Annotated in this window: 22 protein-coding genes and 2 pseudogenes; 13 read left to right on the top strand and 11 right to left on the bottom strand. The window is 70.4% G+C overall.

The window, feature by feature from the left end; translation table 11 throughout:
* Positions 1-343 precede the first annotated feature (343 nt).
* Both AB0924_RS16900 and AB0924_RS16895 read left to right on the top strand, forming a co-directional pair.
* On the top strand, positions 344-895 hold the full coding sequence (locus AB0924_RS16900) for a putative immunity protein (RefSeq protein ID WP_366911786.1): 552 nt from the start codon (positions 344-346) through the stop codon (positions 893-895).
* Positions 896-964: 69 nt separating this feature from the next.
* A pseudogene (locus AB0924_RS16895) lies at positions 965-1412 on the top strand (DUF3224 domain-containing protein).
* Positions 1413-1583: 171 nt separating this feature from the next.
* Here the strand turns inward: AB0924_RS16895 and AB0924_RS16890 are convergent.
* Positions 1584-3347 carry a thiamine pyrophosphate-dependent enzyme gene (locus AB0924_RS16890; RefSeq protein WP_358933856.1) on the bottom strand — a complete coding sequence of 588 codons (1764 nt, stop codon included), beginning with the start codon at positions 3345-3347 and terminating at the stop codon, positions 1584-1586.
* Between the two features lie 16 nt (positions 3348-3363).
* Positions 3364-4947 (bottom strand): FMN-binding glutamate synthase family protein, encoded by a 1584-nt coding sequence (locus AB0924_RS16885; RefSeq protein ID WP_366911785.1) that lies wholly within the window; start codon positions 4945-4947, stop codon positions 3364-3366.
* A 102-nt stretch (positions 4948-5049) separates the two neighbouring features.
* Here AB0924_RS16885 and AB0924_RS16880 point away from each other — a divergent pair, with 102 nt between their 5' ends.
* Both AB0924_RS16880 and AB0924_RS16875 read left to right on the top strand, forming a co-directional pair.
* A complete protein-coding gene (locus tag AB0924_RS16880; RefSeq protein WP_366911784.1) occupies positions 5050-5727 on the top strand; it encodes a hypothetical protein in 678 nt (225 codons plus the stop codon).
* A gap of 114 nt (positions 5728-5841) precedes the next feature.
* Complete coding sequence (locus AB0924_RS16875) at positions 5842-6333, top strand: hemerythrin domain-containing protein (RefSeq protein ID WP_358933850.1); 492 nt, start codon at positions 5842-5844, stop codon at positions 6331-6333.
* 135 nt (positions 6334-6468) lie between these two features.
* Here the strand turns inward: AB0924_RS16875 and AB0924_RS16870 are convergent, their stop codons facing one another.
* Positions 6469-7248: an oxidoreductase gene (locus AB0924_RS16870; RefSeq protein WP_366911783.1), complete on the bottom strand. Its 780-nt coding sequence runs from the start codon at positions 7246-7248 to the stop codon at positions 6469-6471.
* Between the two features lie 336 nt (positions 7249-7584).
* Between AB0924_RS16870 and AB0924_RS16865 the strand changes: the two genes are divergently transcribed.
* The 3 genes from AB0924_RS16865 to AB0924_RS16855 all read left to right on the top strand — a co-directional run bounded on the left by AB0924_RS16865 (position 7585) and on the right by AB0924_RS16855 (position 8969).
* Complete coding sequence (locus AB0924_RS16865; protein ID WP_366911782.1) at positions 7585-7863, top strand: hypothetical protein; 279 nt, start codon at positions 7585-7587, stop codon at positions 7861-7863.
* Between the two features lie 131 nt (positions 7864-7994).
* Positions 7995-8369: a hypothetical protein gene (locus AB0924_RS16860; protein ID WP_358933844.1), complete on the top strand. Its 375-nt coding sequence runs from the start codon at positions 7995-7997 to the stop codon at positions 8367-8369.
* A gap of 195 nt (positions 8370-8564) precedes the next feature.
* A complete protein-coding gene (locus tag AB0924_RS16855; RefSeq protein ID WP_366911781.1) occupies positions 8565-8969 on the top strand; it encodes a metalloregulator ArsR/SmtB family transcription factor in 405 nt (134 codons plus the stop codon).
* Here AB0924_RS16855 and AB0924_RS16850 read toward each other — a convergent pair.
* Both AB0924_RS16850 and AB0924_RS16845 read right to left on the bottom strand, forming a co-directional pair.
* Positions 8932-9876: an isocitrate/isopropylmalate family dehydrogenase gene (locus tag AB0924_RS16850; protein WP_366911849.1), complete on the bottom strand. Its 945-nt coding sequence runs from the start codon at positions 9874-9876 to the stop codon at positions 8932-8934. The two genes, AB0924_RS16855 and AB0924_RS16850, sit on opposite strands and share 38 nt — an antisense overlap.
* 170 nt (positions 9877-10046) lie before the next feature.
* Positions 10047-10250, bottom strand: a complete 204-nt coding sequence (locus AB0924_RS16845; protein ID WP_359551680.1) for a hypothetical protein — start codon at positions 10248-10250, stop codon at positions 10047-10049.
* A 459-nt stretch (positions 10251-10709) separates the two neighbouring features.
* On the opposite strand from AB0924_RS16845, the gene AB0924_RS16840 reads away from it, so the two are divergent.
* From AB0924_RS16840 to AB0924_RS16820, 5 genes are all read left to right on the top strand, one after another.
* Positions 10710-13736 (top strand): SpoIIE family protein phosphatase, encoded by a 3027-nt coding sequence (locus AB0924_RS16840; protein WP_366911780.1) that lies wholly within the window; start codon positions 10710-10712, stop codon positions 13734-13736.
* A gap of 301 nt (positions 13737-14037) precedes the next feature.
* On the top strand, positions 14038-14727 hold the full coding sequence (locus AB0924_RS16835) for a hypothetical protein (RefSeq protein ID WP_366911779.1): 690 nt from the start codon (positions 14038-14040) through the stop codon (positions 14725-14727).
* A 156-nt stretch (positions 14728-14883) separates the two neighbouring features.
* Positions 14884-15489 carry a TIGR00730 family Rossman fold protein gene (locus AB0924_RS16830; RefSeq protein WP_358933836.1) on the top strand — a complete coding sequence of 202 codons (606 nt, stop codon included), beginning with the start codon at positions 14884-14886 and terminating at the stop codon, positions 15487-15489.
* A 44-nt stretch (positions 15490-15533) separates the two neighbouring features.
* Complete coding sequence (locus AB0924_RS16825; protein WP_366911778.1) at positions 15534-15935, top strand: VOC family protein; 402 nt, start codon at positions 15534-15536, stop codon at positions 15933-15935.
* Between the two features lie 324 nt (positions 15936-16259).
* Complete coding sequence (locus tag AB0924_RS16820; RefSeq protein ID WP_358933832.1) at positions 16260-16718, top strand: hypothetical protein; 459 nt, start codon at positions 16260-16262, stop codon at positions 16716-16718.
* A gap of 66 nt (positions 16719-16784) precedes the next feature.
* Here the strand turns inward: AB0924_RS16820 and AB0924_RS16815 are convergent, their stop codons facing one another.
* The 6 genes and pseudogenes from AB0924_RS16815 to AB0924_RS16790 all read right to left on the bottom strand — a co-directional run bounded on the left by AB0924_RS16815 (position 16785) and on the right by AB0924_RS16790 (position 22770).
* Positions 16785-17048, bottom strand: a complete 264-nt coding sequence (locus AB0924_RS16815; RefSeq protein WP_366911777.1) for a hypothetical protein — start codon at positions 17046-17048, stop codon at positions 16785-16787.
* Complete coding sequence (locus AB0924_RS16810) at positions 17039-17758, bottom strand: antibiotic biosynthesis monooxygenase (RefSeq protein WP_366911776.1); 720 nt, start codon at positions 17756-17758, stop codon at positions 17039-17041. Before AB0924_RS16810 ends, AB0924_RS16815 begins: the two co-directional genes overlap by 10 nt.
* Before the next feature lie 6 nt (positions 17759-17764).
* Positions 17765-20487 (bottom strand): annotated as a pseudogene (locus AB0924_RS16805) (molybdopterin cofactor-binding domain-containing protein).
* On the bottom strand, positions 20484-21311 hold the full coding sequence (locus tag AB0924_RS16800; RefSeq protein WP_366911775.1) for an FAD binding domain-containing protein: 828 nt from the start codon (positions 21309-21311) through the stop codon (positions 20484-20486). Before AB0924_RS16800 ends, AB0924_RS16805 begins: the two are co-directional and overlap by 4 nt.
* Positions 21312-21565: 254 nt before the next feature.
* Complete coding sequence (locus tag AB0924_RS16795) at positions 21566-22306, bottom strand: VOC family protein (protein WP_366911774.1); 741 nt, start codon at positions 22304-22306, stop codon at positions 21566-21568.
* 173 nt (positions 22307-22479) lie between these two features.
* A complete protein-coding gene (locus tag AB0924_RS16790; protein WP_358933822.1) occupies positions 22480-22770 on the bottom strand; it encodes a hypothetical protein in 291 nt (96 codons plus the stop codon).
* 494 nt (positions 22771-23264) lie between these two features.
* Between AB0924_RS16790 and AB0924_RS16785 the strand changes: the two genes are divergently transcribed.
* On the top strand, positions 23265-26450 hold the full coding sequence (locus tag AB0924_RS16785) for a TIM-barrel domain-containing protein (protein ID WP_366911773.1): 3186 nt from the start codon (positions 23265-23267) through the stop codon (positions 26448-26450).
* The last annotated feature ends 32 nt before the right edge of the window (positions 26451-26482 follow it).

Here is a 26482-nt window from a genome sequence, read left to right as displayed (position 1 = left end):
GCAGGAGAAGTCCAAGGTGGCCGTCCGGGGCGAGTGGGGCGCGCATCGGGGGCGTGTGAGGCGTCCGGCACCGGGCGGGCCACCGCGCCGCGTACGGGAGTTGCGAGGTCAGCCGGTGTGGCCAGGATGTCCCTGGGTCAACTGCTTGTTCCAGGCCGGGGCGAAGACGGGAACCCGAGTTCGGCCAGGCGAAGACGGGCAGCCTTGACGTTCACGCCCGTGGCGCCGGTGGCCGTCTCGACCAGCTCGACCACGTAGTACAGGTGAGTGCCGATCAGGGCGTACCTGCTCCGGTTCGGGCACGGGGCGGTCCCTGGACGTCGACCACCTCGCCGAGAATGGAATGGTGGCAGGTGACGAGAGCGAGATCGCGCTGAGTACGCAAGACCTTCGTGAGGTCACCGCGTTCGCCGCGGCGTGCGCGGAAGTGATGCTCGAGGTTTTCGAGGCCGATCAGCCGGACGATTCGCGGCCGCGAGACGCTGTCGGTGCCGCGTGGGACTTCGCCCGGGGTGGTGAGCGAGGGAAGTCCCTGCGCGACACGGCGTGGGCGGCCCTCAGAGCAGCCAAGAGTGCGGACACCGCGGCTGCGCGCGAGGCGGCCTGGGCAGCGATGTCCGCGGCAGGCGCCGCCTACTTGCATCCGCTGGCCAAGGCCACCCAGGTCAAGCACATTCTCGGAGCAGGCGCTCACGCGGCCAGGGCAGTGGAACTCGTCGCCGGCCACGATCCGCGCATCGGCGCCGACCACGCCGAGAGAGCGGTGCGGCGCGCGACTCCGGTCGTCGTGGAAGTACTCAGGCGCTTCCCACCAGCGCCCGACGGCGGTGGCCGGGTTGGAGAATTGATGCGCGTGATGGACGCCGCCCTTCGGCCGTACACCCCCGCCGAATGACTTGCACCGCCCCCGCCACTCCCGACAGATGTGCCGAGCAGGACGCCGGCCACGGGGTTGAGCAGTCCGATGGTCCGGCGGTCCCCGCCGACAGGCGGCGAAGACCGGCGCGATGGGTTCACCGTCAAAGCGTTCGTACCGACCGGGCTGAAGCCGGACCCGGCTGTGGCCACCGGGGCTGCCGGTGGGTGTCGCCACGATCGAGAAGCGTTTCGAAGGCGAGGTCACCGGTCGCGCGGCGACCCTGTTCACCGCCGCCTTCGACCATACGACCGGCGTGGGCACCTATGTGGCCATGGAATCGTTCGAAGGCTCGCTGTGCGGCCGGGCCGGCGCCTTCAACTTCGTGCACTCGGCGACGACGTCCCGCAGCGATCGCACAGCGGAGTTCTTCACCATCGTGCCCACGAGCGGCACGGGAGAGCTGGCCGGGATCTCCGGTGCCGGAGGGCCGGCCGTCGACGCTGACGGAACGCACCGGATCTGGTTCGACTACGCGCTGGAAGCGGGTCGATGACGGGCGGGCCGGCGGCCCGAAGAGGCGACCGGCTGCCGGCAGCGCACGGCTGAGAGCCGTGCTTCGGAAGATCTCCCGCAGGACGGCTCGCCGGCCGGGGAGGCACGCGTAGCGGCCGACAGCGGCACGCGCCCACCCCGGCCGACGACCGGCGTCCTCACGAAGTTCCGGTCAGCTTCCGCCCGGCTCCCCATCGCTGCGCACGATCTCCTTCACCTTGGCCAGCGCGAACCCCCAGCCCTGCTCGACGGTCGGCTTGGCCGGAACGGCGATCTCGTCCGGATTGGTGAGGACGTCGAGCAGCACCGGGCCCGGGCTGCGGAAGGCGCGTCGCACGGCGCTCTCCACGTCGGCGGGATCCGTCACGCGGATGCCGGTGATGCCCATGGCCTCGGCGACGGCGGCGAAGTCGGGGTTGTCGAGCACCGTGCCGAACTCGGGCAGACCGGCCTGCTCCTGTTCGAGTTTCACCATGCCCAGCCGGCGGTTGTCGAAGACGACGAGTTTGACGGGGAGCCGGTACGTCTTCAGGGTCATGAGATCGCCGAGGAGCATGCTCAGTCCGCCGTCGCCGCAGAAGGCGACGACCTGTCGCTCACGGTCCAGGCACTGGGCACCCAGTGCCTGAGGCATGGCGTTGGCCATCGAGCCCAGGTTGTACGAGCCGATGAGGCGTCGCTCGCCCCGCATCTCGACGAAGCGCGAAAGCCACACCGTGGCCATGCCCGTGTCCGAGGTGAAGACGGCGTCGTCCGCCGCCACCCGGTCGACGGCCGCGGCCAGGGCCTCCGGCCGGATGTCGTGAGCGCGGTTGTCCAGCGCGGAGCGGATACGGCCCACGACACCCTTGTCGTGCGAGGGGTCGGCCAGCCGGGCCTGACCGGTGCGCCACTGGTCGAAGCGTTCACGCGCCTTCTCCAGGTGCGAGCGGTCGCGTGCGCCGTCGGACCCGGCGGGCGCGGCGGTGAGACGGTCCAGAAGGTCGCGTACGGTGGCGCCGGTGTCCCCCACCAGCCCGACGTCGACCGGTACGCGGCGTCCGATGTGGGTCGCCTCGGTGTCCACCTGGATCACGTTCCGGCCCTCGGGATACCAGTCCCGGTAAGGGAAGTCCGTGCCGAGCAGCAGGAGGGTGTCCGCCTCCTGAAGGGCCTCCGCCGCCGCGGGGTTGCCGATCAGGCCCGTCTGGCCCACCTGGAAGGGATTGCCGTCTCCCTCGAAACCGGCCTTGGCCTTCAGGGTGAGCACCATGGGTGCGGCCAGACGGTCGGCGAGGGTGAGAACGTCCTGCCGGGCGGCCCGGGCTCCCTCGCCGACGAGCAGGGTGACGCGCTCGGAGCGGTCGAGGAGTTCGGCGGCGCGGTGGACGGCGGACTCGTCCGGCCGGCTCACCGGAGCGTTCAGGGAGAACCGGGACGGCCGGTCGGCGGTCAGCTCCCGCTCGCCCAGGTCGCCCGGCACGGTGAGGACGGCGACGCCCTTGCGGCCCAGCGCGTGGCGCACCGCGGTCTCCAGCATCTGCGGCAGCTGGTCGGGCGAGGTGACCGTCGCCCGGAAGACGGCCACGTCGCTGAAGAGGGCGTCGTTGTCGACCTCCTGGAAGTAGTCGCTGCCGAGTTCGGCGAGCGGTACCTGGCCGGCGATGGCCAGGACCGGGGCGTGGCTCTTGGCCGCGTCGTACAGCCCGTTGAGGAGGTGGACGGAGCCGGGGCCGACGGTGCCCATGCACACGCCGAGGGTCTGGGTGAGCTGCGACTGGGCGCTGGCGGCGAAGGCGGCCGCCTCCTCGTGCCGGCACCCCACCCACTCCAGGCCGTCGGTGGTGCGGATGGCGTCCGTCAGCGGGTTGAGGGCGTCGCCGACGACGCCGAACACCTGGCGCACGCCGAGTTCGCTCAGCGCGTCCACGATCACTTGGGCAACGGTACGGGGCACGTGAGTCTCCTCCTGGTCACACGGTGAAACGATCGGGGTCGGCGGCGTTCCAGTCGGCCGCCCAGGAAGCCGGCGGCTCGGCGAGCAACTGCCCTGGCCCGAGCCACTCGTACAGCTCCGCGTAGGAGCGTTCGGTGAGGGGGTCGACGCGTCGGCGGAGCATGTGCGGGCGCAGCTCCGCGGGGTCGGTGACGCCCATGGACGCCATGATCTGCAGTGCGCCGGCCACGGTCGCCTCCTGGAAGCGCTGGACGCGCGGCGCCTTGTCACGGACGTCGAGGGCACGGGCCCGGCGCGGGTCCTGGGTCGTGACGCCGGTGGGGCAGGTGTTGGTGTGGCACCTCTGCGCCTGGATGCAGCCGACGGCGAACATCATGGCCCGCGCGGCGTTGCCGTAGTCGGCGCCCTGCACCATGCGCTTGACGAGGTCGGTACCCGTGGCGATCTTGCCGCTCGCGCCGATCCTGATCCGGTCGCGCAGCCCCGCCCCCACAAGGGCGTTGTGCACCGTGAGCAGGCCCTCGGTCAGCGGGGTGCCCACATGGTCGGCGAACTCCAGCGGCGCCGCGCCGGTCCCGCCCTCGGCGCCGTCCACGACGATGAAGTCGGGTGCCGTGCCCTCCTCCAGCATGGCCTTGCAGACGGCCAGGAACTGCCGGCGCGAGCCCACGCACAGTTTGAACCCGGCGGGCTTGCCACCGGACAGCTCACGCATGCGGGCGATGAAGCGCACGAGTTCACGCGGGGTGGAGAACACCCGGTGGTAAGGCGGAGAGATGACCGTTCGTCCCTCGGGAACGTCCCGGACCCGGGCGATCTCGGGATTCACCTTGGCTCCGGGCAGCACACCGCCGATGCCGGGCTTGGCACCCTGCGACAGTTTCAGGGACACACATCTGACGTGGTCGTGCGCGGCCTTGTCGGCGAACTCGGCGGCGTCGAAGTCGCCGTCGCGGGTTCGACAGCCGAAGTACCCGGTGCCGATCTCCCACACGAGGTCGCCGCCCGGACGCAGGTGGTACTCGGACAGTCCGCCCTCGCCGGTGTCCTGGGCGAACCCGCCCGCCGCGGCACCGCCGTTGAGAGCCAGGACCGCGTTGGCCGACAGCGAGCCGAAGCTCATCGCCGATACGTTCAGCAGGGCCATGTCGTACGGCCGGGCGCAGTCCGGCCCGCCGATCCGTACGCGGGGCGGGGACTTCGGCACCGGGCAAGGCGCCATCGACGGAACCAGGAACTCGTAACCGGGCTGGTACACGTCCCGTTCGGTGCCGTACGGCTCCTCCGCGTCGGTGCCCTTGGCACGCTCGTAGACGAGGCTGCGCACGTCCCGGTCGAACGGCCGCCCGTCGAAGTTCCGCTCGATGAAGTACTGCTGCAGCTCCGGGCGAATGCGCTCCATGAGAAAGCGGGCATGGCCGAGGACGGGATAGTTGCGCAACACCGAATGCCGGCGTTGCAGCACATCCGACGTGGCCAGCCCGCCCAGCAGGATCAGGGGCACGGCGGCGAACAGCCACCAGGGGGAGATCCAGGCCGCTGCCAGGGACGCGAGCACACCCGCGACGAGGGTCAGGACGACGATTGCGATGCGTATCACCACTTGCTCATTGCCGGGTGATCGCTCTCCAGTCCTGCGGCCGCGTCAAGAACCCGCCAAGCACGGCGAGCGGGCGTGCCGCGGGTGACCAGCGGAAGCAGGATGCTGGGCATGGCCGGGTCCGGCTGGGACGATGTCCCGGTGAACCACTTCTCCTGCTCGGCCGACGATCCTGGTCACGACCGGCAGCATCCCCCGGGGCCGGGGCGGGCCGAGCCCGGCCGGTGGCCGAAGCTGGAGGCCGCACTCGCTGTGGTCAATCGCGATCTGACGGCGACCCTGCCGGGACAGGACGCGCTGATACTGATGGCCGAACCGCCTTGGCAGCCCATGTCGCCCGGCGGAACCGACAGGGGTCAGGTCTACGTGGCGATGCCCGACGGCCGTTGGCACGGCAACGCGGTGAACCCGTGCGACGTGGAGGAGGGCGACCCGCCGGAGCCGGACGATGCGGCGACGATCCTGGCCGTGGTCGCGGAGGCGGCGCAGTCGACCATCATGGAGTTGCTCTGGCAGGTCTGGCCGATCTGCCCGGAACACAAGATCGGAACGCATGCTCGTGCCGCGGGGGCCGCTGAGGGCTGGTCGCGGGGTGAAGGGGACGCGGCCGGTCCCCCGGTGTGGTGGTGCCGAGGCACCAGGGACAGCGATGGCCACGACGTCTCCCCTGTGGGTGAGTTGGCGGGCACCCTGCCAGGAAAGCAGCGTCGCGCACTGCGGCGCAGGGAGCGTGCGGGAGACGGCCTGCGACAGCCGCGGGGCCGGACGAGTGAGCGCTGACCGGCCCGGTCCTGTCGCCAGTCGCGGGCGGTCGCGGAGTCGGGGGTCATCAATGCGGAGGCTGAGGGTATGCGTCAGTGGCCCCAGTCGTTCGTACGAAAGTGATGCCCTGCCATGGCCGAGACACGGGACGTCGTCGAGCTCATCCTTCAGGACCACCGGCGCATGGAGGACCTGTTCCGACTGATGCGAAGCGTCGAAGCCGACCGCGCCGCCGCACTCCATGAGTTCGCGGAGCTGCTGATCGCCCACGCGCTGGCCGAGGAGGCCAAGGTCTATCCGGCCCTGAAGAGGTACAAGAACATCGACGACGAGGAACTCGAGCACGGCGAGCACGAGCACGACGAAGGCAACAAGGCCCTCCTGGACCTCCTGGAGGTGGAGGAGGTCGGCTCCGAGGAGTGGGACTCCAAGCTGGAGGGGCTGGTGGAGGCCATCACTCACCACGCCGACGAGGAGGAGCGCACCATCCTCAACGGCGCGCGCGAGAACGTGGCGATGGAGCGGCGGGAGGAGCTGGGGGTGGCCTTCCTGGAGGAGCGCGAGCGTCAGCTGAAGGCGGATTGCGGCTCGGTCGACAACGTCAGGCGCGTCGTCAACTCCTGACCGTGTCCCAGCGCGGGGGTCCTGGCCCGGTGGCAGGCCCCCGGCGCGGGGGCCGCTGTCGAAGAGGCCGCCATCTGCGGGAGGGCGGTCCGTAAGTCGCGGTCCGTAGGTCGCGAGTGACCGCAACCCGTGTTCTTACCAGGTGGGAATGAATCCTCCGTCGATGACCATGTCGCTGCCGGTGATGTTGCGCGCCTGGTCACCGGCGAGAAACAGAACGAGGTCGGCGACTTCCGCCGGTGTGGAGAAGCGGCCGGTGGCAGTGGAGCCGGCCGCTTGGGCGATCACGTCGGCCGGGGTGATGCCGGCGGCTGCGGAGACTGTGGCCGCGACGCCGTCCTGGGCCAGCCACAGGTCGGTCTGCACCGGTCCGGGGCTGACGGTGTTGACGCGGATGCCCTTGGGCCCGACTTCCTTCGACAGCGCCTTGGAGAAGGCGACGACGGCGGCCTTGCCGGCGCTGTAGTCGATCACCAGAGGGTCGGGCAGGGTGGCGTTGACGGAGGCGACCGTGATGATCGAGCCTTGGCCGGCCTGGAGCATGAGCGGCAAGACCGCTCGGGTGACCCGTACGGCGCTGAGCAGGTTCAGATTCAGGATGTGCTGCCAGTCGGCGTCGGTCACCGACAGGAAGCCGCTGGTCCGCGCGGGCGCGGCGCCGACGTTGTTGACCAGGACGTCGACGCGTCCCTCGGCCTCGTGGACGAGCCGCTCCGCGTCCTGAGGATCGCTGAGGTCGACGGAGACCCAGGTGACCGCGCCGTCCTCGACAAGTGCCTCCAGCTCGGGCGTGGAGGTCCGGGAACCGGCGATGACCGTCGCCCCGGCCCGCGCCAGGGCCTCGACGATGGCCAGTCCGATACCTTTGCTGGCACCGCTCACCACGGCAGTGCGGCCGTGTAGTGGGCTGTTCATTGGCGCTCCTGGTTCTCACGCTGCCGATACGCACCGATGTTCGCTACCGCGTCCGGCGGTTTCACTGCTTCCAGCTTCCGCCGACCACCACGAACCGCGCATCAGCCGATCGCCTGCGGACTCCGCGGGTCAGGCCGCTCAAGCGGGTGCACGCCGGGTCCCCGCTCATCTGGACCGGATTCGGCCATATTGGTGAGGGCGCCACACAGGGTGACTCCCCCGGCATCGTGAAGTGCGGGCCGCCTTGCCCCCCCCAGGGGAATGGACCGCGGCGCCGAGTTGGCGCCCCAGCTCCACCAGCGAGCGGCCGCCACGGATGGCCAGGGGGGCGGCGGTGTGCCGATGCTGGCCCGCGAGATCCGGCACCTGGAGGCGGCGGTCGTGAACCTGGAGTCCTACGGCGGACACGAGACCGTGCTCTGCGAGGGCTACGCCCTGCTCGAGCGGTGCGAAGCCCTCAAGGAGGGCGCCGGGGCAGCGCGCGTGCACGAAGGAGTGATCACCCTCGGCTCGCACACCGCCCCCCGGCGGCCACTCCTTGATCGCTCATCACCGGTGTGCCGCCGCTCCGGCCCGGGCAACCCGGCAAGAACAATCACCCGATTAGCACATTAGCGGGCTTGTCGATCAATCGTGATCGTTCTTGAGCAGGCTTCTCCCACGGCGGGCCGGTGCGCATACGGTGCGTTCACGGGCGGGCCTGGAAACGGAGCCGGCCGCAGCCGATATCCAAGGGGAGGGCGCCGATGGCGACTGTGGAAGTGGCGTTGAAGGAAATGGTGACCGGGATCGAGGGGGCGCTGGGGGCGGCTGTCGTCGACTACACCAGCGGCATGGCCCTTGGCACGCTGGGCGGGGGCAAGGACCTGGACCTGACGGTCGCCGCCGCCGGGAACACTGACGTGATCCGTGCCAAGGTGCGCACCATGGAGCTCCTGGGACTCCAGAGCCAGATCGAGGACATCCTGATCACGCTGGGAGGGCAGTACCACCTCATCCGGCTGGTGACCGGCCGGGACGGGAACGGCCTGTTCCTCTACCTCGTGATCGACGGGGCCCGCTCGAACCTGGCCATGGCACGCCATCAGCTCAAGCGGATCGAAGAGCAACTCGAGGTGTAGGGCCTGCTCGAAACCGGGCTGACGCATGCCCATGAATTGAAGAATTCTTCAAGCCATCACATGGAGAGGACGACAATTCATGAACGGCAGCCGCCCGTACCGAGAAGGATGAAGAGGCAGGACTCATGGCGCGGCCGCGTCCCCGGTGGCACCGCCGCGCCATGAGAGGCCCCTAGGACAGGCGGGAAGAACGCTATGCAGGTTCCTCTTTACCAAGCCAAAGCAGAGTTCTTCCGCATGCTCGGGCACCCCACGCGCATCAGGGTCCTGGAACTGCTGCAGCACGGCCCGGTCCCCGTGAGGGACTTGCTCGCGGACATCGAGATCGAGCCCTCCAGCCTCTCCCAGCAGTTGGCCATCCTGCGCCGCTCCGGCATCGTGGTGTCCACGCGGGAGGGCTCCACCGTCACCTACGCGCTCGCCGGTGGCGATGTGGCCGAACTCCTGCGTGCGGCGCGCCGTATCCTCACCGAGCTGCTGGCCGGGCGGAACCAGCTCCTGGCCGAACTGCGGCAGACCGACACCTCCCCGCCAGGGGCGGCGACAGCGACCGAAGACTCGGTCACCGCGGGCACCCTCGGAGGTTCAGCGCGTCGATGAGTGCCTTGGTGACGTCCTCGGTGGAGGCGCTACCGCCGACGTCGCGGGTGAGGACGCCCGCGGCCGTGGCCGCCTCGATCGCCTTGTGGAGGCAGGCCGCCTGGTCGGACAGGCCGAAGTGCTCCAGCATCAGGGCCGCGCTGCCGACCGCGCCGATCGGGTTGGCCAGGCCCTGACCCGCGATGTTCGGGGCGGAGCCGTGGACCGGCTCGAACATGCTGGGGAAGCGGCGCTCGGGATTGAGGTTGGCGCTGGCGGCCAGGCCCAAGCTGCCGGCGAGCGCGCTGCCGAGGTCGGAGAGGATGTCGGCGTTGAGGTTGGAGGCGACGACGACCGAGAGGTCCTCGGGCTTCAGGACGAACTTCGCGGACATGGCGTCGACCAGGACGCTTTCGGTCCGCCCGTCCGGGTAGTCGGCGGCGACCCGCTTGAAGACGTCGTCCCACAGCACCATGCCGTACTGCTGGGCGTTGCTCTTGGTGACGGAGGAGACCTTCTTGTGTGCCCTGGTACGGGCCAGGTCGAAGGCGAAACGCATGATGCGTTCGCAGCCCACCTCCGTGAACAGGGCTCTCTGGGCGGCGACTTCACCACCCGGCCCTCGACCGCCGAGGTTGCGGCCGCCGAGGCCCGCGTACTCGCCCTCGCTGTTCTCCCGGACGACGACAGCCGGCCCGGTCGGCGGTCGTGGTGCAGCCGGGGTTGGCCGCCTTGTCGTTCTCCCTCGCCGGGTCCTCCCGGTAGAGGTAGTCGCCGACGTGCACCACGAGGTCGGGCCGCGTGCGGCCGGCGGCGGCCGCGATCCGCGGGAAGGGCCAGCCGGCCTGGTGGTTCGCGCAGTTCTGCACGGGACCCGTCGCGGGGACCTCGCACCCGGTGTCGCCGATACCGGGGCCGCTCCTCGCATGCTCATCGATGCCGCCGTGCCGTGCAGCGCCGACGAGGCGAACGGCTGACGGCTGACGGAGGTGCCGGCGCGGACCTCGTTCGACCGCCGTCACGCCAACCCCTGGCACGGGCAACCCAGTTCAGCGCGGGGCGACATGAGGGCCGACGCCGAGGGGTGCCCCGCCCCGGTTACGACGCCGGGCCGGTCGAGTGGCCGCGTCCCGGGGCCCACGCGGCGGCGGGAGGAACGTGCGAGCCGAAGGCATGCGCCGCGGCCTGCGGTATCGCCCGTGCCAGGTCGTGGTGTATGCGGTCGGCCTCTCCGCGGACCTCGGCTGGGACGTCGCCGCGCTCGGCGACGAGGCGGCTGTAGATGGGGGTGTCCTGGAACAAAGCGGGGTCTGCTCTCTTCATCTCGGTGGGTGGGCGGCGGATTCGCGCTCACAGCCGTCGGGCCTGGCCCAACTGGTTTATCACGTCCGTGAACTGCTGCCGCGCGGCCGACCGGTGGGAGGGACGACCGGCCTGCCGTCCGCGCGGCGCCCACGCGCTTCGTCGATCGCGGGTTCGTTCACCTGCCGCACACTCGTGACCACCGGCGTGCACGCTTCTCCCCCGGGTTCTCCCGATGCCGGGGCGCTTCGTCGGCCGGGGAGGTTCGATCAGTGACGGAGAGCGACCCGACGCCACCTGCGGTTACCCCATTGCGAAAAACTCGCGGGCAGGCTTGAATCTCCGCAATTCGTCCACATTAGGATTGTTTCGACGGAAGTAGATCGCTGGCGGTCCACGACCAATCGCATACAGCCCAGCGAGTAGCCGAGCGGTGAGCGGAGGCGACAGTCGGCCGTGGTGAACACCAGAAGCAGCGATGCGAACGGCATCGACTCGTCCATGCCCCGCGCGCACCGTCCGCCGCAGCAGGCGCAGGGACAGCGCACGCGGGCCGTGCGCTCCCTGGAGAGGCATCGCACCCGGATGGGGCTGCTCGACGCCGTGGACGAGGACCGACGCGATGCCGAGGTGCTGCTGACCGCGCTCCAGCAGGCGGTGGCCGAGGTGCACGGTCTGGGCGGCATGGTGCATCTCCCGGGCGGCGGCATGAGCGGCATCCTCTACCTCGTCGCCAACAGTGGCCTGCCGGAGTCGATGACCCGGCCCTGGCTGATCATCCCGGCACGGGGCGCGGCGCCGCCCAGCAGGGCCGCCCGTGAGAACACCACGATCCGGCAGGCCGACCTGGCCCCGCCCGACCCGGTGCCGGGCCGGGACCCCGCCGCCCTGTGGCCTTCCCGGGTCCCCGCCGGCATCGCCCATCTCGCCGTTCCCATTCCGGGCGGCAATCGGCGACGCGGCGCGCTCTCGGTCCTCTTCGCCGTGGGCGACGAGCCCGGCGCGGCGGAATGCGCGTTCCTCGACGAGGTGGCTGCCTGGATGTCCGCGAGGCTCAGGGCGTCCGGCATCCTCAATCCGTCCCCCGGCCTGCTGCGGGCCCTGGAGGACGGGCCCGTGTCGGCGGAACAGTCTCCATGGGACGCGGAAGGGGCGCCCTGCGTCACGTACACGTGGGACCTGCGTACCGGCGGGCTGGCTTCCGACCGACCGATCGAGGAGGTGCTGCCCGGCATCGATCCCGAGGTGGCGGTCGGTGGCATAGAGGCGTGGGCGGCGCTGATCCACCCGGACGACCTGCCGGGGGCGGTGACCGGCTTCGACATGGGCATCCAGCTCCGCGGCGGCTTCCAGGACGAGTACCGGATCCGGCGCCAGGACGGCACCTACCTCTGGATCGAGGCTCGTGCCCGGACGGTCACCGACGAGGCGGGGACCCCGGTGAAAGTGATCGGCACCCTCCGGGACAGCAGCGAGACGCACACCGCCGCCGCGTCGGTGGGACGGGCGCTGCGGCACATGCGCGACGGCTTCGTCTCGCTGGACACCGACTGGCGCGTCGGCTTTCTCAATCAGGCCGCCGAGCGGCTCTTCGGCGCCGCCGGAGAGGTGGCCGGAGCGTTGCTCTGGGACATCCCCGCGCTGCATGCCGTGCCGGGACTGGAAGAACGGTGCCGGGCGACGGTGGCCGAGGGCGAACCGACCGGGTTCGACGTGCCGGGGCCGGACGGGACGTCCTGGTACCACCTGCGGCTGGTGCCGGTGCCGGAAGGTGTCACGCTCTACATCACCGACACCACCGAGCGGCATCAGCGCGACGTCGAGCGGGCCGACGCGGAACGGGCGGCCGCGGAACGGGCGGCCCTGGTGCAGCGGGTCACGCGGGAGCTGGCCGAGGCCGCCACGGCCCAGGACGTGATGGCGGCAGTGGCCGAAGGTGTGATGACCCCTCTCGGGGCCAGCGGGCTCATCATGCTCGGCGTGGTCGGCGACCGGCTCACCGTGGTCGGCTCCCGCGGATATTCCGAGCGCTTCACCCGCCTGCTGGACGGCAGGTGGACAGCGGGGGACACGACGAACCCGGTGGGGTACGCCCTGCACACCCGCGCTCCACTGTGCATCTCCTCCGCCGAGGAGATGCTGAAGGACTACCCGGCGACCAGGAAGCTGGTCCGGGAAGGAGGCAAAGAGACGTGGGCCTTCCTGCCGCTGGCCGTGTCGGGGCGCGATATCGGCGCGGCGGTGATCTCCTTCGGCCGGCCGCGGGCTCTGGACGACGACGAGAAGACGCTGCTGACGGCGCTCAGCGGGCTGGTCGCGCAGGCACTGGAACGTGCCGGGCTCTACGACGAGGCGACGACCCGGGCCCGTACCCTGCAGCGCAGCCTGCTGCCGCAGGCGCTGCCCGAGCTGCCCGAGGTGACGACGGCGGCGCGCTACCAGCCTGCCAAACAGGGGGCCGACGTCGGCGGCGACTGGTATGACGTGATCCCACTTTCCGCGGCCCGGGTGGCGCTGGTGATCGGCGACGTCATGGGCCACGGTATGGCCGAGGCCGCCACGATGGGCGGGCTCCGCACGGCCGTGCGGACCCTCTCGGAGCTGGAGCTGCCGCCCGACGAGATCCTCGGTCACCTCAACGACATCGTCGGCGACCTGGGTACCGATGCCTTCGCGACCTGCCTGTACGGCATCTACGACCCGGTGACCCGGCGTCTGTCGTACGCCAGCGCCGGTCATCCGCCGCCGGCGGTGGCCCACCCCGATGGCACCGTGACCTTCCTCCCCGTGGCCCCGGACCCGCCGCTGGGGGTGGCCGCTCCCCCGTTCGAGGCCCTGGAGACCCTGCTGCCCGCCGACAGCCTGCTCGCCCTCTACAGCGACGGCCTGGTCGAGAGCAAGGAGAGGGACGTCGTCTTCGGCATGCGCCACCTCGCGGAGCTCCTCTCGCAGTCCATGCACACCAGGTCGGTCTCGCTCGCGGACGCGCCCGATCTGGATGCCCTCTGCGCCACGCTGACCTCTGCCCTTCTCCCCGCCCAGAGCGCGCTGTGCGATGACGCCGCCTTGCTGCTGGCCCGCACCCACCCGCTGACCCCGGAGAACGTCAGCGAGTGGCCGTTGCCGGAGGACCCGATGGCCGCCGGCCAGGCCCGTGAACTGGTCCGCGCACAGCTCACGGACTGGGGTCTGGCCGATGAGGACCTCGTCATGACCACCGAACTCCTGGTCAGCGAGCTGGTCGGGAACGTCGTCCGGCACGCCTGCGGCCCCATCCGGCTGCGCATGCTCCGCAGCCGCACGCTGACCTGCGAGGTCTCCGACGCCAGCCCGACGACACCGCACATCCGCCACGCCTCCGCCACCGACGAGGGCGGGCGCGGCCTGCAGCTCATCTCCGCGCTCTGTCAGCGCTGGGGCACCCGCCACACCCGGACCGGCAAGTCCATCTGGACCGAACAGCCGCTCCCCACGGGTTCAAGCTGATCCGGAGACTCCGGGACGCGGCGCTCCGGCGCTCCGGCGCTCGGTTTCGGTTACCTGGATGTCTCGAGGCAGTTGAGCAGGCGGTGTTCGTCCGGGGTGAACCGGGGGCCGTCGAGTCGCGGACGCCGCGGGCCGACGAGAGCCGTCAGGAGCACGCTCGGTCTGACGAGGGAAGCGGGCGGTGCCTTCGAACGGAACTCCTCCTGACAGCAGCAGGGCGCGGAGGATGCGGCGGCAAGGGGTGTCGTCCATACTCTCTCGGAGTCGGGAGGCAGAGGTACGCGCGGAAGGGTCGGTCTTCGTGGCTGAGCGTGCCGTGGTGAGACGGATCAGCGCCGTCGTCGTGTCCCTGATCGTGCTCATGACCGCGGCGGGGCCGGTGAGGGCGTGGCCGCAGCCGGGCACGGCCCTTTCCGTGGGGGTGTCCCGGTCGTCCCCACCGGTCGACTACGCCCCCGTCACCGGAACGGTCAGGGGCAGGGTGGGCGACACCGTCGTGGTCCGCCTCGGTGTGGCGAACCTGGGCCCCGGTTCCACGGACGGCGGAGCCCTCGGCTCCTTCGCCGTGGTGCCGCCACCCGGGACCACGATCACGTCCATTCCCTGGGAAGGGGACGACGACGATCGCAGGTACTCCTGCCGGCCACCGGAGGACAAGGACAACTACTTCTTCCTGTGCGACCTGTCGGAGCTGCCCGTCCCGGAGCCCGGTTCCTCCAGCACCATCGGTTTCCACATCCGCATCGACAAGCGGATCCCCGGCGCCAAGGGCTCCGTCACCGTGTACGGCCCGAACGACCCCGTGCCCGGCAACAACCGTGACGCGATCCCCGTCGAGGCGGCACCCGCACCGCTCTGGCGGTGGCAGCACCCGCTCTGGCGGTGGCAGCACTGGGTGCCGGCGGCAGGGGGAATGGCCCTTGTGACCACGGCGGGCGGTTTGTTCGTCAGGAGGCGGCGGCAGGGCAGCCCTGGGGAGCACAGGGTCTGAGGGCCGACGAGGCCGGCGACCGGACGGCCGCGCCAGGTGTCCGTGATGCCCGCGCCCAGGAACGGGGACGGCGTCCCCACGTGGGAAAACCCTTGGTCAGCGCCGGTGTGCCTGTGGTAGACCAGAGGCTCCGCCGCGACCGTCCCGGAGTTCTTCATGCGCCGCCTCGCCGTCTTCCTCGCCTCGTCCGACGGACACGACCCGGCACACGCCGAACTGGCCGCCGGCGTCGGCACGGAGCTGGCCCGGCGCGGGATCGGTCTCGTCTACGGCGGTGGCCGGCGCGGGCTGATGGGCGTGCTGGCGGACAGCGTGCTGCAGGCGGGTGGCGAGGTCATCGGCGTCATGCCCCGCAGCATGGTCGAGCGGGAGTGGGCGCACGAGAAGGTGACGGAGCTCCTCCTGTGTGACTCGATGCACGAGCGCAAGGCGATCATGGCCGAGCATGCCGACGCCTTCATCGCCCTGCCCGGCGGGCTCGGCACCCTGGAGGAGATATTCGAGGTGTGGTCGTGGCGCCAGCTCGGCTTCCACACCAAGCCGGTCGGTTTCCTCGACGCCGGAGGCTTCTGGACGCCGCTCCTCGGCGCCCTGCGCGGCATCGCCGACTCCGGTTTCCTCCCCGCGTCCACACTCGACGACCTCGCCATCGCTCCCGACCTGTCCGGTCTGCTGGATGTGCTGGAGGAGCGGCTGCGCGGGGCCCCGCGGCCCGCGCGCGGAAAGCAGGAACGCCGTTCGGTCCGCGAGGCAGGAGACTGACCGGCCCGGGCAACACCACGACAGAGAGCCTCGAAGGAGCCCGCTTGAACGTCACCGCCTTCACCGTGTCCCTCACCGTTGCCGACGTGGACGCCTCCCGTGAATTCCTGTGCACCCATCTCGGTTACCGGCAGGCGATGGCCGCCGACGGTTTCGCGTCCTTGTCCCGCGACGACGCGGCCGCCGACATCGTGTTGCTCCGCCAGGGCATCGAAGTACTGCCGGCCGAACAGCGCGACCGCCATGCCACCGGCCTGATCCTCGCTCTCACCGTCACCGGCATCGAGGCCCAGGAACGGCGCCTGCGAAACGCCGGCGTGCCCATCACCATGCCGCTGCGCGAAGAGCCCTGGGGTGAGCGGCTGTTCCAAGTGACCGACCCCAACGGCATCGTCATCCAGCTCGTCGAGTGGGCCACACCCCATGCCGGAGATCCCGTCACGTAGCCGGACGTCCGCCCGCACCACGGCGGGCGCCGGCGCGCGGATCGAGTAAGGGCGGAGGCAATCCCCGCGAGCGCCGGTCCCGTACCTATTTCACCGGAGGCAATCCCTCACCGGGGAGTGACTCCGGTCCGAGCCCGACCGGAGGGCTTAGGGCCGGAGTGCACGTACCCATCCCTGTGCGTGTGCTGAACGGCTTTCCCCATCCCGCGTGTACGAATGCTTCGGGACCGGTCTGCGCGATAGGTCAAGCATCCTCGGCCAGCTGTCCGCGGAGGCCGAAGCCGTGCTTCGACTCACGGCCGCCGGTGCCCGTCTGGAGTCGCCATGAACTCCGTCTCCACCACCGACATCGCTCTGAGAGGGCTGGGAGCGTGCTGTGCGGTCGGCAACGCCGTGCTGCACGTTCTTCTCGTCCCGGATCACCTTGAGGAGAAGTTCTATATCGGGCTGCTGTTCGCCGTCGGCAGTGCCGGCATGCTCTTCGTGGCGGCCGCGCTCGTGGTCGGGAAACGCCCCATGGCCGCATGGCTGACAGGAGTGGCCGTCAGCCTCGGCATGATCATCGGATTTGGTCTGTCGCGCACCGTCGGTCTGCCCGACGGCTATTACGAGCCCGGCTGGGAGCCGCCGTACGGCCCGCTCTCCCTGATCGTCGAGGGCCTGTTCGTTCTCGCGTTCCTCACCTGGCTGGGAACCGGGTCAACGGCGGGCGTCGCCCAGACGCCAGCACACAAGGCGGTCACCGGGCGGACGGCACCCGCGCGCGTGACGGAGAGGAAGTGAGCGCCGAAGCCCTTCCGCCTCGGGACGCAGCCGAAGCCGACCCTGGGCCGCCGGGTGGCCGCCAGGTCACGGCAGCGTCCAGAAGCGGACCGTGACCAAGTAGAAGACGGCGGCCCAGAAGGTCAGCGCGACCGCGACGATGCCGAGGCCCCGCAGGTTGGCCTTTGCCGCGGGTTCGTCCGGTGAGGGCCGCAGCCAGCGGCCGAGCAGGGGGTTCACGTAGTAGGGCATGGTCAGGAAGCTCATGGCGAAGCTCGACAGCAGGTTGCCCACGAGCAGGCCGATCCAGAGCGGCAGGTGGAGCGGGAACAGCGCGAGCGTCAGGAGCACGACGGTCGGGTACAGGCCGACCCAGACGGCGAGGGAGGTCCTGGTCTCGGAGGGCGGCGGTGGTGCCTCCTTGCCGTTGCCCTCGAAGGCGAACCAGCTGCCGAACGAGTTGTCGATCGTGTGGAGTCTGAAGTCCTTGAACTTCTCGCCCCGGCCAGGATCTCCTGCCGCTGCGGCGACGTCAGCCAGGCGTCGAGGTGTTCGGCGGTGTCGTAGCGGTACAGCGTGGTCCACTCCTCCTGGAGGCCCTCGATGGGCCGGAAGAGTTCGGTCCCGCGAAACCCCTCGAACTTGGTTTCCTCCTGGACCATGTGGTGCTGCCATTCGAGGAAGTCCTCGACCTGGTCCGGGTGGACGCGGTGGGTGACCACCACGGTGACCAGCGGATCCAGTGTCTGGGTGCCGCTGCTGACCACCTGCTGGGTCGCCGGGCCGTCGAAGTACTTGGCGCCGACGTCGAGATACGTCTGCCTGGTCGCGCTGTTGATCCAGGCCTGCAGGTGGGCCACCGAGTCGAAGCGGTACACGACGACCCAGTCCGGTTGCAGCGCCGTCGGCGGGGAGATCTCGGCGCCGAGGAAGCCAGGGTAGTAGGCGGCCGCGGCGTTGAGGTTCTCCTGCCAGGACTCGTACTCCTCTTCAACCCCTGGCAGGATCTTCTGGCCGATGATCGCCGTCGCCGCGGCGGCCACGTTCCTCTCGGTGTCCATGGTGGCTCAACCTGCCGACACCGACTGCTCCGCGGGGAGCCGGCCGTAAACGCGTTCCGGAGTCAGCGGCAACGCGCGGTAGCGGACGCCCGTGGCGTCGTGCACCGCGTTCGCGAGCGCGGGGGCCACCGGGTTGACGCAGCACTCCGCCATGCCCTTCGCACGCATGGGGCCCACCGAGTCGGCCGTGCCCACCAGGAGGATTTCGGTGCGGGGGACGTCGGCGTAGGCGGGGATGCGGTAGTTCCGGAGGTTGGGGTTGACGATGACGCCGTTGTCGTCGACGTGATGGTTCTCGGTCAGTGCGAAGCCGATGCCTTGTGCGACACCGCCCTCGATCTGTCCACGGACCTGCGCCGGGTTGATGATCACCCCGGCGTCCGCCGCGTGCACGCTGTACAGGATGCGTATCTCACCCGTCACGCGGTGCACCGCGACCTGGAATCCCTGCGTGTTGGAGGTGACGCTCCGGGGCGAGCCGTACGCCTTGCGTGCCGCGGTGAACCGGATGCCACGCGCCCGGGCCAGCGCGACGAGTTCGGCCAGCGACATCCGCCGGTCGCCCCAGAGGACACCGTCGTCGTCCATGGTGCACATCACGACATGGACGCCCGTGTGTGCCGCGGCGAACTCCAGGATGCGGTCGCGCACGGCGTTGGCCGCCCGGAGGACCGCGTTGCCCGCCACGAAGAGGCCCGCGCTCGCGAAGGCACCGGTGTCGAATCCGGTACGGTCGGTGTCGGACTGCACCAGCCGGATGCGCGAGGGCGTCGTGCCCAGCTGGTTGGCCGCGATCTGGACGTGGGCGGTGGAGGTGCCCTCCCCGAACTCGACGGTTCCGACGGCCAGTTCGTAGAGGAGATCGTCGCCCAGCGTGACCCAGGCCTCGGAGAGGTGGTCTGTCGGGGGTGCGGTTTCGTGCAGCGAACTCGCCACGCCGGTTCCGACGAACCACTCGGGGCCTGGAGGCGGCCGGTCGGCGGTACGGGCCAGGGCTTCGCCCACCAGGTCGACGCACTTGGCGAGTCCGTCCTCGGTGAAGATCACGTCGTCGGGCCCGTCGTCCATGGCGACCAGGGGCTCGCCCGGCCGCACGATGTTGCGCCGGCGCAGCTCCAGCGGATCGAGGCGAGGTGGAGGGCCCGGGCCAGTTCGTCCATCGCCGACTCCACGGCGAACGCCGGCTGCGTCATCCCGTAACCGCGCAGCGCCCCGCTCGGCACGGTGTTGGTGTAGACGGAGTACGCGTCGTACTTCTTGTTGGGGCAGCGGTAGATCATGACGGCGGCTCCGCCCGCGTACGCCGTTTCACCGCCGTGGTTGCCGTAGGCGCCCGTGTTCGACACGTTGCGCACCTGGAAGGCGGTGAGCGTGCCGTCGGCCTTCGCCCCGAGCTTGACCGTGAGGGTCATCGGATGCCGCGGCGAGGCCGTGGTGAACTCCTCCTCACGGGTGTACTCCAGGCAGGTGGGCCGCCCGGTGTCCAGGGTGGCGAGCGCGACCAGGTCCTCCGCGATCACCTCCTGCTTGCCGCCGAACCCGCCGCCGACGCGCTTGCAGAACACCCTGACCTGGTCCGGGCGCAGCGCGAACAGGTACTCCAGTTTGACCTTCGCGATCGACGGTGACTGCGAACTGGTGCGGACGTGCAGCCGGCCGTCCTCCATCCAGGCGATCGACCCGTGGGTCTCCAGATGCGCGTGCTGCACCCGCGGCGAGAAGTACGTGCCTTCGTGGATCACGTCTGCCTCGGCGAAGCCCGCGTCGACGTCGCCGATGTGCCCGTGGAGTTCGAGCAGGATGTTGTGGACCGGGTCGCGGACGAACGGATCGTCGGAGCCGTGCAGTTGGGGCGCGCTGTCGGCCATCGCCGTCTCGGGGTCGAACACCGCCGACAGCACCTCGTACTCGACCGCGAGACGCCGGCAGCCCTCCTCGGCCGCGCCGACCGTGTCGGCCAGGACCGCGGCGACGCGCTGGCCGGCGAAGCGGACCGTGTCGTCGAGGATGTAGGTGTCGTCCGGGTCGACCAGGTGGTCGGTGTGGATGGCCGTGGTGAAGCGTCTGCGGGGCACGTCCTGCCAGGTGTAGACCCGGTGCACGCCGGGGACCGCGAGGGCCGCGCTCTTGTCGATCGAACGGATCCGGGCGTGCGCGTGGGGCGAGTGCAGCACTTTGAGGTGCAGCATGCCGTCGATCCGCGTGTCCATGGTGAACTCGGCGTGCCCGGTCACCACGTCGTGGCCCGCGGGCGCGCCGACGCTCGTCCCGACCGCCTTGCCGGGGGCCGCCCTCTCCACCGCGCCGACACCCTTCACGGCGTCCTCGATCGCCCGGTATCCGGTGCAGCGGCAGAGGTTGCCCTTCAAAGCCCGTGGCAGGTCGGCCTTCTGCTCCTCACTGAAGGTCGCCGACGTCATGATCATCCCGGCAGTGCAGAAACCGCACTGGAATCCCGGGGCGTCCTCGAACTGCCGCTGCATCGGGTGCAAGGCGCCCGGCCGTCCGAGGCCTTCGATCGTGGTCACTTCGCGGCCGTCCGCGCGGAAGGCGGGGGTGATGCAACTGTGCACCGGCGCGCCGTCCAGCCACACCGTGCAGGCGCCGCAGTCTCCGGCGTCGCAGCCCTTCTTGACGCCGAAATGGCCGAGTTCGCGCAGGAAGGTGCGCAGGCACTGGCCGGGGGCCGGTTCCCGGTCGAACTCCCTGCCGTTCACGAGGTAGCTCATGCGAGGTCCCCAGCCGTAAGTTCGCGGCAGATCTCTTCGGCGAAGTGCCGTGCCAGATGCCGACGGTGGTCGGGAGTCCCGTTGGGATCGGCGTACCAGAGGTCGTCGGGCACGGCGTCGATGCTCTGCCGCACGGTCCGGGCATCGGGCAGGGAGTCGAAGGCGATGCGGACCGGCCGCGTGGTGCCGGCGGTGATGGTGAGCAACAGGTCGCTTCCTCCCAGCCGTTGGGTGCCGACGAGGAACACCGTCGAACGACCGAGCCGCGTCAGCGTGAAGCGGCGATGCGCGGTGCGTTTGCGCAGCGCGTGCTCCGGGACGGTGACGCGCCTGAGGATCTCCCCGGGGGCGAGGATGTTGCGGTGGTCGCCCGTGACGAAGTCGAGGGCGTCGACGAAACGCACGGAACCGTCGGGCGCCCACAGCTCGTACCGCGCCTCCAGCGCGACCGTCAGCGTGATCATCGGTCCGGCGGGCAGGGACATGCAGATGTTTCCGCCGACGGTCGCCGTGTTCCAGACCTTGAACGAGGACAGGAACGCCTCACAGCTCTTCCGGAAGAGGATTCCGGCGGTCCAGACCGTCGGCAACGGAAAGGCGTACAGGTCGCGGATGGTGCACGTGGCGCCGATCTCCAGACCCTCGTCCGTCCGGACAAGAGGTTCCCAGGGCAACGCCGTGAGGTCGACCAGCCGTCGCAGGTCCGGCTGCTCCACGGAATAGAGCCATGTCCCGCCCGCGAGCCAGGCGTCGCCCTCATGCCAGTCCAGGCCTGGCCGCTCGGAGGGTCGCCGGACTACTTCGGTGATGGTGTTGAGGTCCATGAGAACCGACCCACAGGAGGACGTGCCTACGGGAGGACGACTGTCCCGTGACGCCTGCCGGCGTTGGTCTCACGCCGACCGGGCAGGCGTGAGCCGCCGTGCCGTACCGGTCGGGCGGCTGAGCGGCGAGAAGCCGGCTGACGCAGACCGTGAACGCGCATACACTTCCGCCACATTTTATCGCAGCGGGCTGATGCGGGCCTGGGGGCGCAGGAGCCGCCCCGGGGTGTCGGCGCGGCTCCCCGTCAGGGCGGTCAGGACAGGGCCAGGACGCAGAACTCGTGGCCCTCCGGGTCGGCCAGGCACGTCCACGGTACGTCGCCCTTGCCGACGTCGAGGTCGGTGGCACCGAGGGCACGCAGCCGGGCCACCTCCGCCGCTTCGTCGTCACCGGGGTACGGCAGCAGGTCGAGATGGACGCGGTCCGGCACGGTCTTCGCGCCGGGCGTGCGGATGAACTCGAGATACGGGCCGGTGCCCCTGGCGGATCGCAACACCGCGTTGTCGCCGGTCACCTCGTGCAAGATCCAGTCCACCGCCTCGCCCCAGAAGCGAGCCATGGACCGTGGATCCGCGCAGTCGACCACCACCGCGGCGATCGGCCCGGTGTCCCGGTAGATCTCGCGGGGCTCCAGCACGCAGAACTCGTTGCCCTCGGGGTCGGCGAGGACCGTCCACGGCACATCGCCCTGACCCACGTGGGCGGGCGTGGCACCGAGAGCCTCGAGACGCGCGACCAGTTCCGCCTGATGCGCGGCGGAGGTGGTGGCGAGATCGAGGTGCATACGGTTCTTGGTCATCGTCTTGGGTTCCGGGACGGGAACGAGATCGATGCAGACGGCGACGGGATCCGGCCAGACGAGGCCGCCACCGGGTCCGACGTACGTCGTCACACCGGGGCTGTAGGCATTCCAGCCGAGCGCCTCCGCCCAGAACCGGCCGACCGCCAGGCCGTCGCGGGCCTTCATGTTCACCTGAACGGGTCGCAGCGCCATACCGGCGATCCTATGCACCCACCCGCACCCCGCTCCGCGACGACGTCCGCGGGTACGGGAAGGGCTGCCGCACCCGACCGGAGCGGGCACAGCTTGTCGGGTGAAGGGTGCGGTCGGTGCCAGGACACGACGCCGACCGTACCGGTGTGCCGAGCCGTCCGGCTCAGGGCGAGTCAGGCGTGTGCGTGGCGCGGCCCACTCGTCCGCCGGGAAGTGGCGTGCCGCGTGGAGCCCGCCGGGCTCGTGGCCTGGAGGCGCTGCAGCCACAGGGTGGCCGCCGCCAGGAGGCCGGCGAAGATGACGAGGAGGAGGGCGGAGACCCACATCTGCCGGCTCCCGGGCGACTGCCAGCCCGTCCAGGCGGTCGACGCGGCCCACAGCAGGGCGCCCACCGCGTAGAAGGCGCGGATCCGGCGCAGTTGTCGCACGGCCCGCAGGGACATGAGATCAGTTGTCGATGCCATGCCGGCCCGTGTACCCCGCCGGACGCCTTTCAGCGCTCCGGGATCGCACTGCCGCTCCCCCTGCCCCGGGTCCTGCTGCTCGGTGTCTCCTTCGACGTCACCGAGCAGGGCCCGACGTGCCGACGCCGTCCACGGGATGTGCGATGCCCGAATCGGTGGCAGGAGGACGAACTCGGTTGCCCAGTCTGCCTCTCGCCCCCTTATGGACACCTCATCAGGCGGCGTGCTCTCATGCTGGGTGCGTGATTTCCATCGTTGAAAGAGCAGGCGGCTCTTTCTGAAGAGGCCGCATGCCCCGGTACTTCCGCACCTCGCCCTCCGGGAACAGACGCGCCCCGCTCAGTGCCGTCGGAGCCACGACGTGCGCGGGACGGGTGAGCCGCCCGGCCGACACGAGAACGGAGTTGCGTATGCCAGCCCCATGGACAAGGCGCCGGCCGAGATCGACGCAGCGGCTGGCGGGGGGCGTCGTCGCCCTCGTCACGACCGCCGCGATGGCGCTGACCCACACCGGCGCGGCGGCGGCAGGAGTCGCGCCGCGTGCTCACATCCCGACCGTCTCGTCGGGGGACGCCCGCTTCGAGATTCTCTCGTCGACCCTGATCCGCACCGAGTACGCGGGAGACCGAAAATTCACCGACGCGGCCACGTTCAACGCGATCGGCCGCAGCGCATTCACACCGGCTGCCTACACCAGCACCACGTCCGACGGCTGGCTCACCATCAGGACGAGCGCCATGACCCTGCGCTACCGGGTCGGCTCCGGACCGTTCGACGCGCAGAACCTCTCCGTACAGCTGACGGCGGGCGGCACACCGGTGACCGCCACCCCGTGGCACCGCCTGACCTGCACACCAGGCGCGTTGTGCGAAGCCGAGAGCCTTCAGCTCAGCGGCGTCTCCGTGGCCTCGGACCACAGCGGCCACACCGGGACCGGCTTCGCGGCGGGTTTCGAGAGCACCGGCAGCTCGGTGTCCGCTGACATCGATGTCACCACCGCCGGGTCCTATGAGTTGGGCCTGCGGTACGCCAACTCCCGTGGCGGTGACGGCCGGACCGAACCCCGCACGCTCACCCTGTCCGTGGACGGCGGCGCGCGGCAGACGGTGACTCTGCCGACCACGGCCGACTGGGACACGTGGGGCCTGGTCACCAAGAGCCTTCAACTCGGCGCGGGACACCACACCCTCGCACTGACCCGGACCGCCTCGGACTCCGGTGACATCAACCTGGACAGCGTGGCACTCGGACGGCCGGGCGACCCCTACCCGCCGCGCTCGGCAACCGCGATCCCGGACTGCCGTTTCGGCGTGAGCTGCGAGGCGGAGGCCGCGCGGATCGGCGGCACGGCGGTCAGTGCCACGGACCACGCGGGATACGCGGGTACCGGCTTCGTCGCCGAACTCGACCAGGGGGCGAGCTTGTCGGCCCATGTGGTCGGCGTGCCCGCCGACGGCGTCTACACCCTGCGGGTGCGGTACGCCAACGGCACGGGCGGCGACGGCCGGCACGAGGACCGCACCGCCACCGTCGGCGCGGGCGGCGCCACCGGCACCCTGACGTTCCCGGCGACGAAGGACTGGGACGACTGGCGGACGGCCTCCGTACCCGTGACCCTCAAGGCGGGCGCGAATGACATCACCCTCGGCTGCCCGGACCCGGCGAGTTGTCACGTCAACGCGGACACCGTCTCCGTGGCCCGCCCGGAGACGGCCGCGCCCCCGCCTCATGTCGCGCTCGGCGGGTACCGGCGGGGCCTGGACGGAGTGAACGGCGGTTCTCCCGTCGTGACCACGCCCGGCCTGCTCAACAAGGACGGGTGGTATCTCCTGGACGACACGCCGTCGGCCCTGTACGACACCGCGACGCGCAAGGTCACACAGCGGCCCGGCCACGGTGGCGCTCCCTACCAGGACGGCTATGTCTTCGGCTTCGGACATGACTACAAGCAGGCGCTGGCGGACCTGGCCGCCTTGACCGGGCCGCCCGCTCTGCTGCCTCAGTGGGCCTACGGCGTCTGGTACTCCGAGTACATCGACCGCACCGCGGCCGACTACAAGGACAGGATCCTGCCGGCGTTCCGGTCCGAGGGCGTTCCGCTGGACGTCCTGGTCACCGACACGGACTTCAAGGCCGTGAACGACTGGAGCGGCTGGGAAATGGATCCCGCCAAGTTCCCCGATCCCCAGGGCTTCTTCGACTGGTCGGCCGCCCAGGGACTGCACAACACGCTCAACGTGCATCCCAGCATCCTGGCCTCCGACCCCCAGTTCGCCCAGGCGCAGGCCACGGCCAAGGGCAGGTTGACGAAGGGCGGCTGTGCCTCGGGCGCCGGCGTGCAAGGCAACTGCTACACCTTCGACTTCGGCGACCCCGACCAGCTCAAGGCGTACATGGACCTGCATCGCACGATGGATCAGCAGGGCAACGACTTCTGGTGGCTGGACTGGTGCTGCGACGCGTCGCAGTCCTCCCTGCCGGGCGTGACCCCGGACGCGTGGATCAACCAGCAGTACGCCGCCGCCAACCCCGGCGACCGGGGCTTCGTCCTGTCCCGGGCCTACGGCTCACTGCAGGCCGGCGGGTACAGCGGCCAGCAGGCGCTGCCGACCGGGCCGTGGGCGGACAAGCGCACGACCGTCCACTTCACCGGCGACACGTCCTCCACGTGGGGCGTGCTGAGGCAGGAGGTCGGCTACACGCCGGGCGAGTCCGCCGCGACCGGGATGGCCGCCATCACACACGACATCGGCGGCCACAACGACACGACGGGACTGACGGGTTCGGAGACGTACACGGACGGCGGCAGGCTCCGCACCACGTACAAGCTGCCCGACGACCTGTACGCACGCTGGGTCCAGTTCGGCACGTTCCAGCCGATCGACCGCCTGCACAGCAATCACAGCGACAGGCTGCCCTGGCAGTACGGGACGGCAGCACGCAGGTCGGCCGACAGGTTCCTCAACCTCCGCGAGAATCTGGTGCCTTACACCTACTCACTCGCCGAGGAGGCCCACCGCACCGGCGTGCCGATCGTCCGCCCCACCTATGTCGAGTACCCGGACGAGCCGCAGGCGTACGCCTTCGCGGACAGCGAGTACTTCTACGGCTCGGACATGCTGGTCGCCCCGGTGACCACGCCGGGTGACTCCGCCACCACGCCGGTGTGGTTCCCGCCCGGCCGGTGGACCGACTACTTCACCGGAAAGACGTATTCCGGCGGGGCCACTCACGACGTCACCACCGATCTGGGTTCGATGCCGGTGTTCGTCAAGGCCGGCGGCATCCTGCCCACGCGCACGCATGACGTCACGCACAACGAGCACAGCGCCCTGACCGACGTCACGCTGACCATCGCCACCGGCGCCTCGGGCTCGTACAGCCTCTACGAGGACGACGGCGCCACCGCGCCGAAGAGCGCGACGACGACGATCCGCTACCGGCAGACCGGGTCGCGCCACACCGTGTCGATCAGCCCGGTGAAGGGGTCGTATCCGGGCCACGTCGGCAAGCGCCGGTGGACACTGACACTCCTGGCGGCCGAGGCACCCGCCGAGGTGGCCGCCGACGGGGCGAAGCTCTCCCCCGACGCATACCGCTGGGACGCCGGGACCGGGAAGCTGACCATCACGCTCCCGCGGCGCGGCGTGCACCGCCCCGTCACCGTCACCTACCAGTAGGACGGCCACCTGCCGGTAGGACGGCGCGGCCG

The sequence above is a fragment of the Streptomyces sp. NPDC047869 genome, from assembly GCF_040704065.1.
Lineage (GTDB): Bacteria > Actinomycetota > Actinomycetes > Streptomycetales > Streptomycetaceae > Streptomyces.
This window is presented reverse-complemented; position numbering and strand designations above follow the sequence as displayed.

Excerpts from the sequence above, each read along its gene's own strand:
- AB0924_RS16855 (WP_366911781.1), top strand. The coding sequence starts at position 8,565 with ATGCAGGTTCCTCTTTACCAAGCCAAAGCAGAGTTCTTCCGCATGCTC.
- AB0924_RS16875 (WP_358933850.1), top strand. The coding sequence starts at position 5,842 with ATGGCCGAGACACGGGACGTCGTCGAGCTCATCCTTCAGGACCACCGG.
- AB0924_RS16785 (WP_366911773.1), top strand. The coding sequence starts at position 23,265 with ATGGCGCTGACCCACACCGGCGCGGCGGCGGCAGGAGTCGCGCCGCGT.
- AB0924_RS16830 (WP_358933836.1), top strand. The coding sequence starts at position 14,884 with ATGCGCCGCCTCGCCGTCTTCCTCGCCTCGTCCGACGGACACGACCCG.
- AB0924_RS16860 (WP_358933844.1), top strand. The coding sequence starts at position 7,995 with ATGGCGACTGTGGAAGTGGCGTTGAAGGAAATGGTGACCGGGATCGAG.
- AB0924_RS16795 (WP_366911774.1), bottom strand. The coding sequence starts at position 22,306 with ATGGCGCTGCGACCCGTTCAGGTGAACATGAAGGCCCGCGACGGCCTG.
- AB0924_RS16870 (WP_366911783.1), bottom strand. The coding sequence starts at position 7,248 with ATGAACAGCCCACTACACGGCCGCACTGCCGTGGTGAGCGGTGCCAGC.
- AB0924_RS16790 (WP_358933822.1), bottom strand. The coding sequence starts at position 22,770 with ATGGCATCGACAACTGATCTCATGTCCCTGCGGGCCGTGCGACAACTG.
- AB0924_RS16810 (WP_366911776.1), bottom strand. The coding sequence starts at position 17,758 with ATGGACACCGAGAGGAACGTGGCCGCCGCGGCGACGGCGATCATCGGC.
- AB0924_RS16800 (WP_366911775.1), bottom strand. The coding sequence starts at position 21,311 with ATGGACCTCAACACCATCACCGAAGTAGTCCGGCGACCCTCCGAGCGG.
- AB0924_RS16900 (WP_366911786.1), top strand. The coding sequence starts at position 344 with ATGGTGGCAGGTGACGAGAGCGAGATCGCGCTGAGTACGCAAGACCTT.
- AB0924_RS16850 (WP_366911849.1), bottom strand. The coding sequence starts at position 9,876 with ATGCGAGGAGCGGCCCCGGTATCGGCGACACCGGGTGCGAGGTCCCCG.
- AB0924_RS16820 (WP_358933832.1), top strand. The coding sequence starts at position 16,260 with ATGAACTCCGTCTCCACCACCGACATCGCTCTGAGAGGGCTGGGAGCG.
- AB0924_RS16880 (WP_366911784.1), top strand. The coding sequence starts at position 5,050 with ATGCTGGGCATGGCCGGGTCCGGCTGGGACGATGTCCCGGTGAACCAC.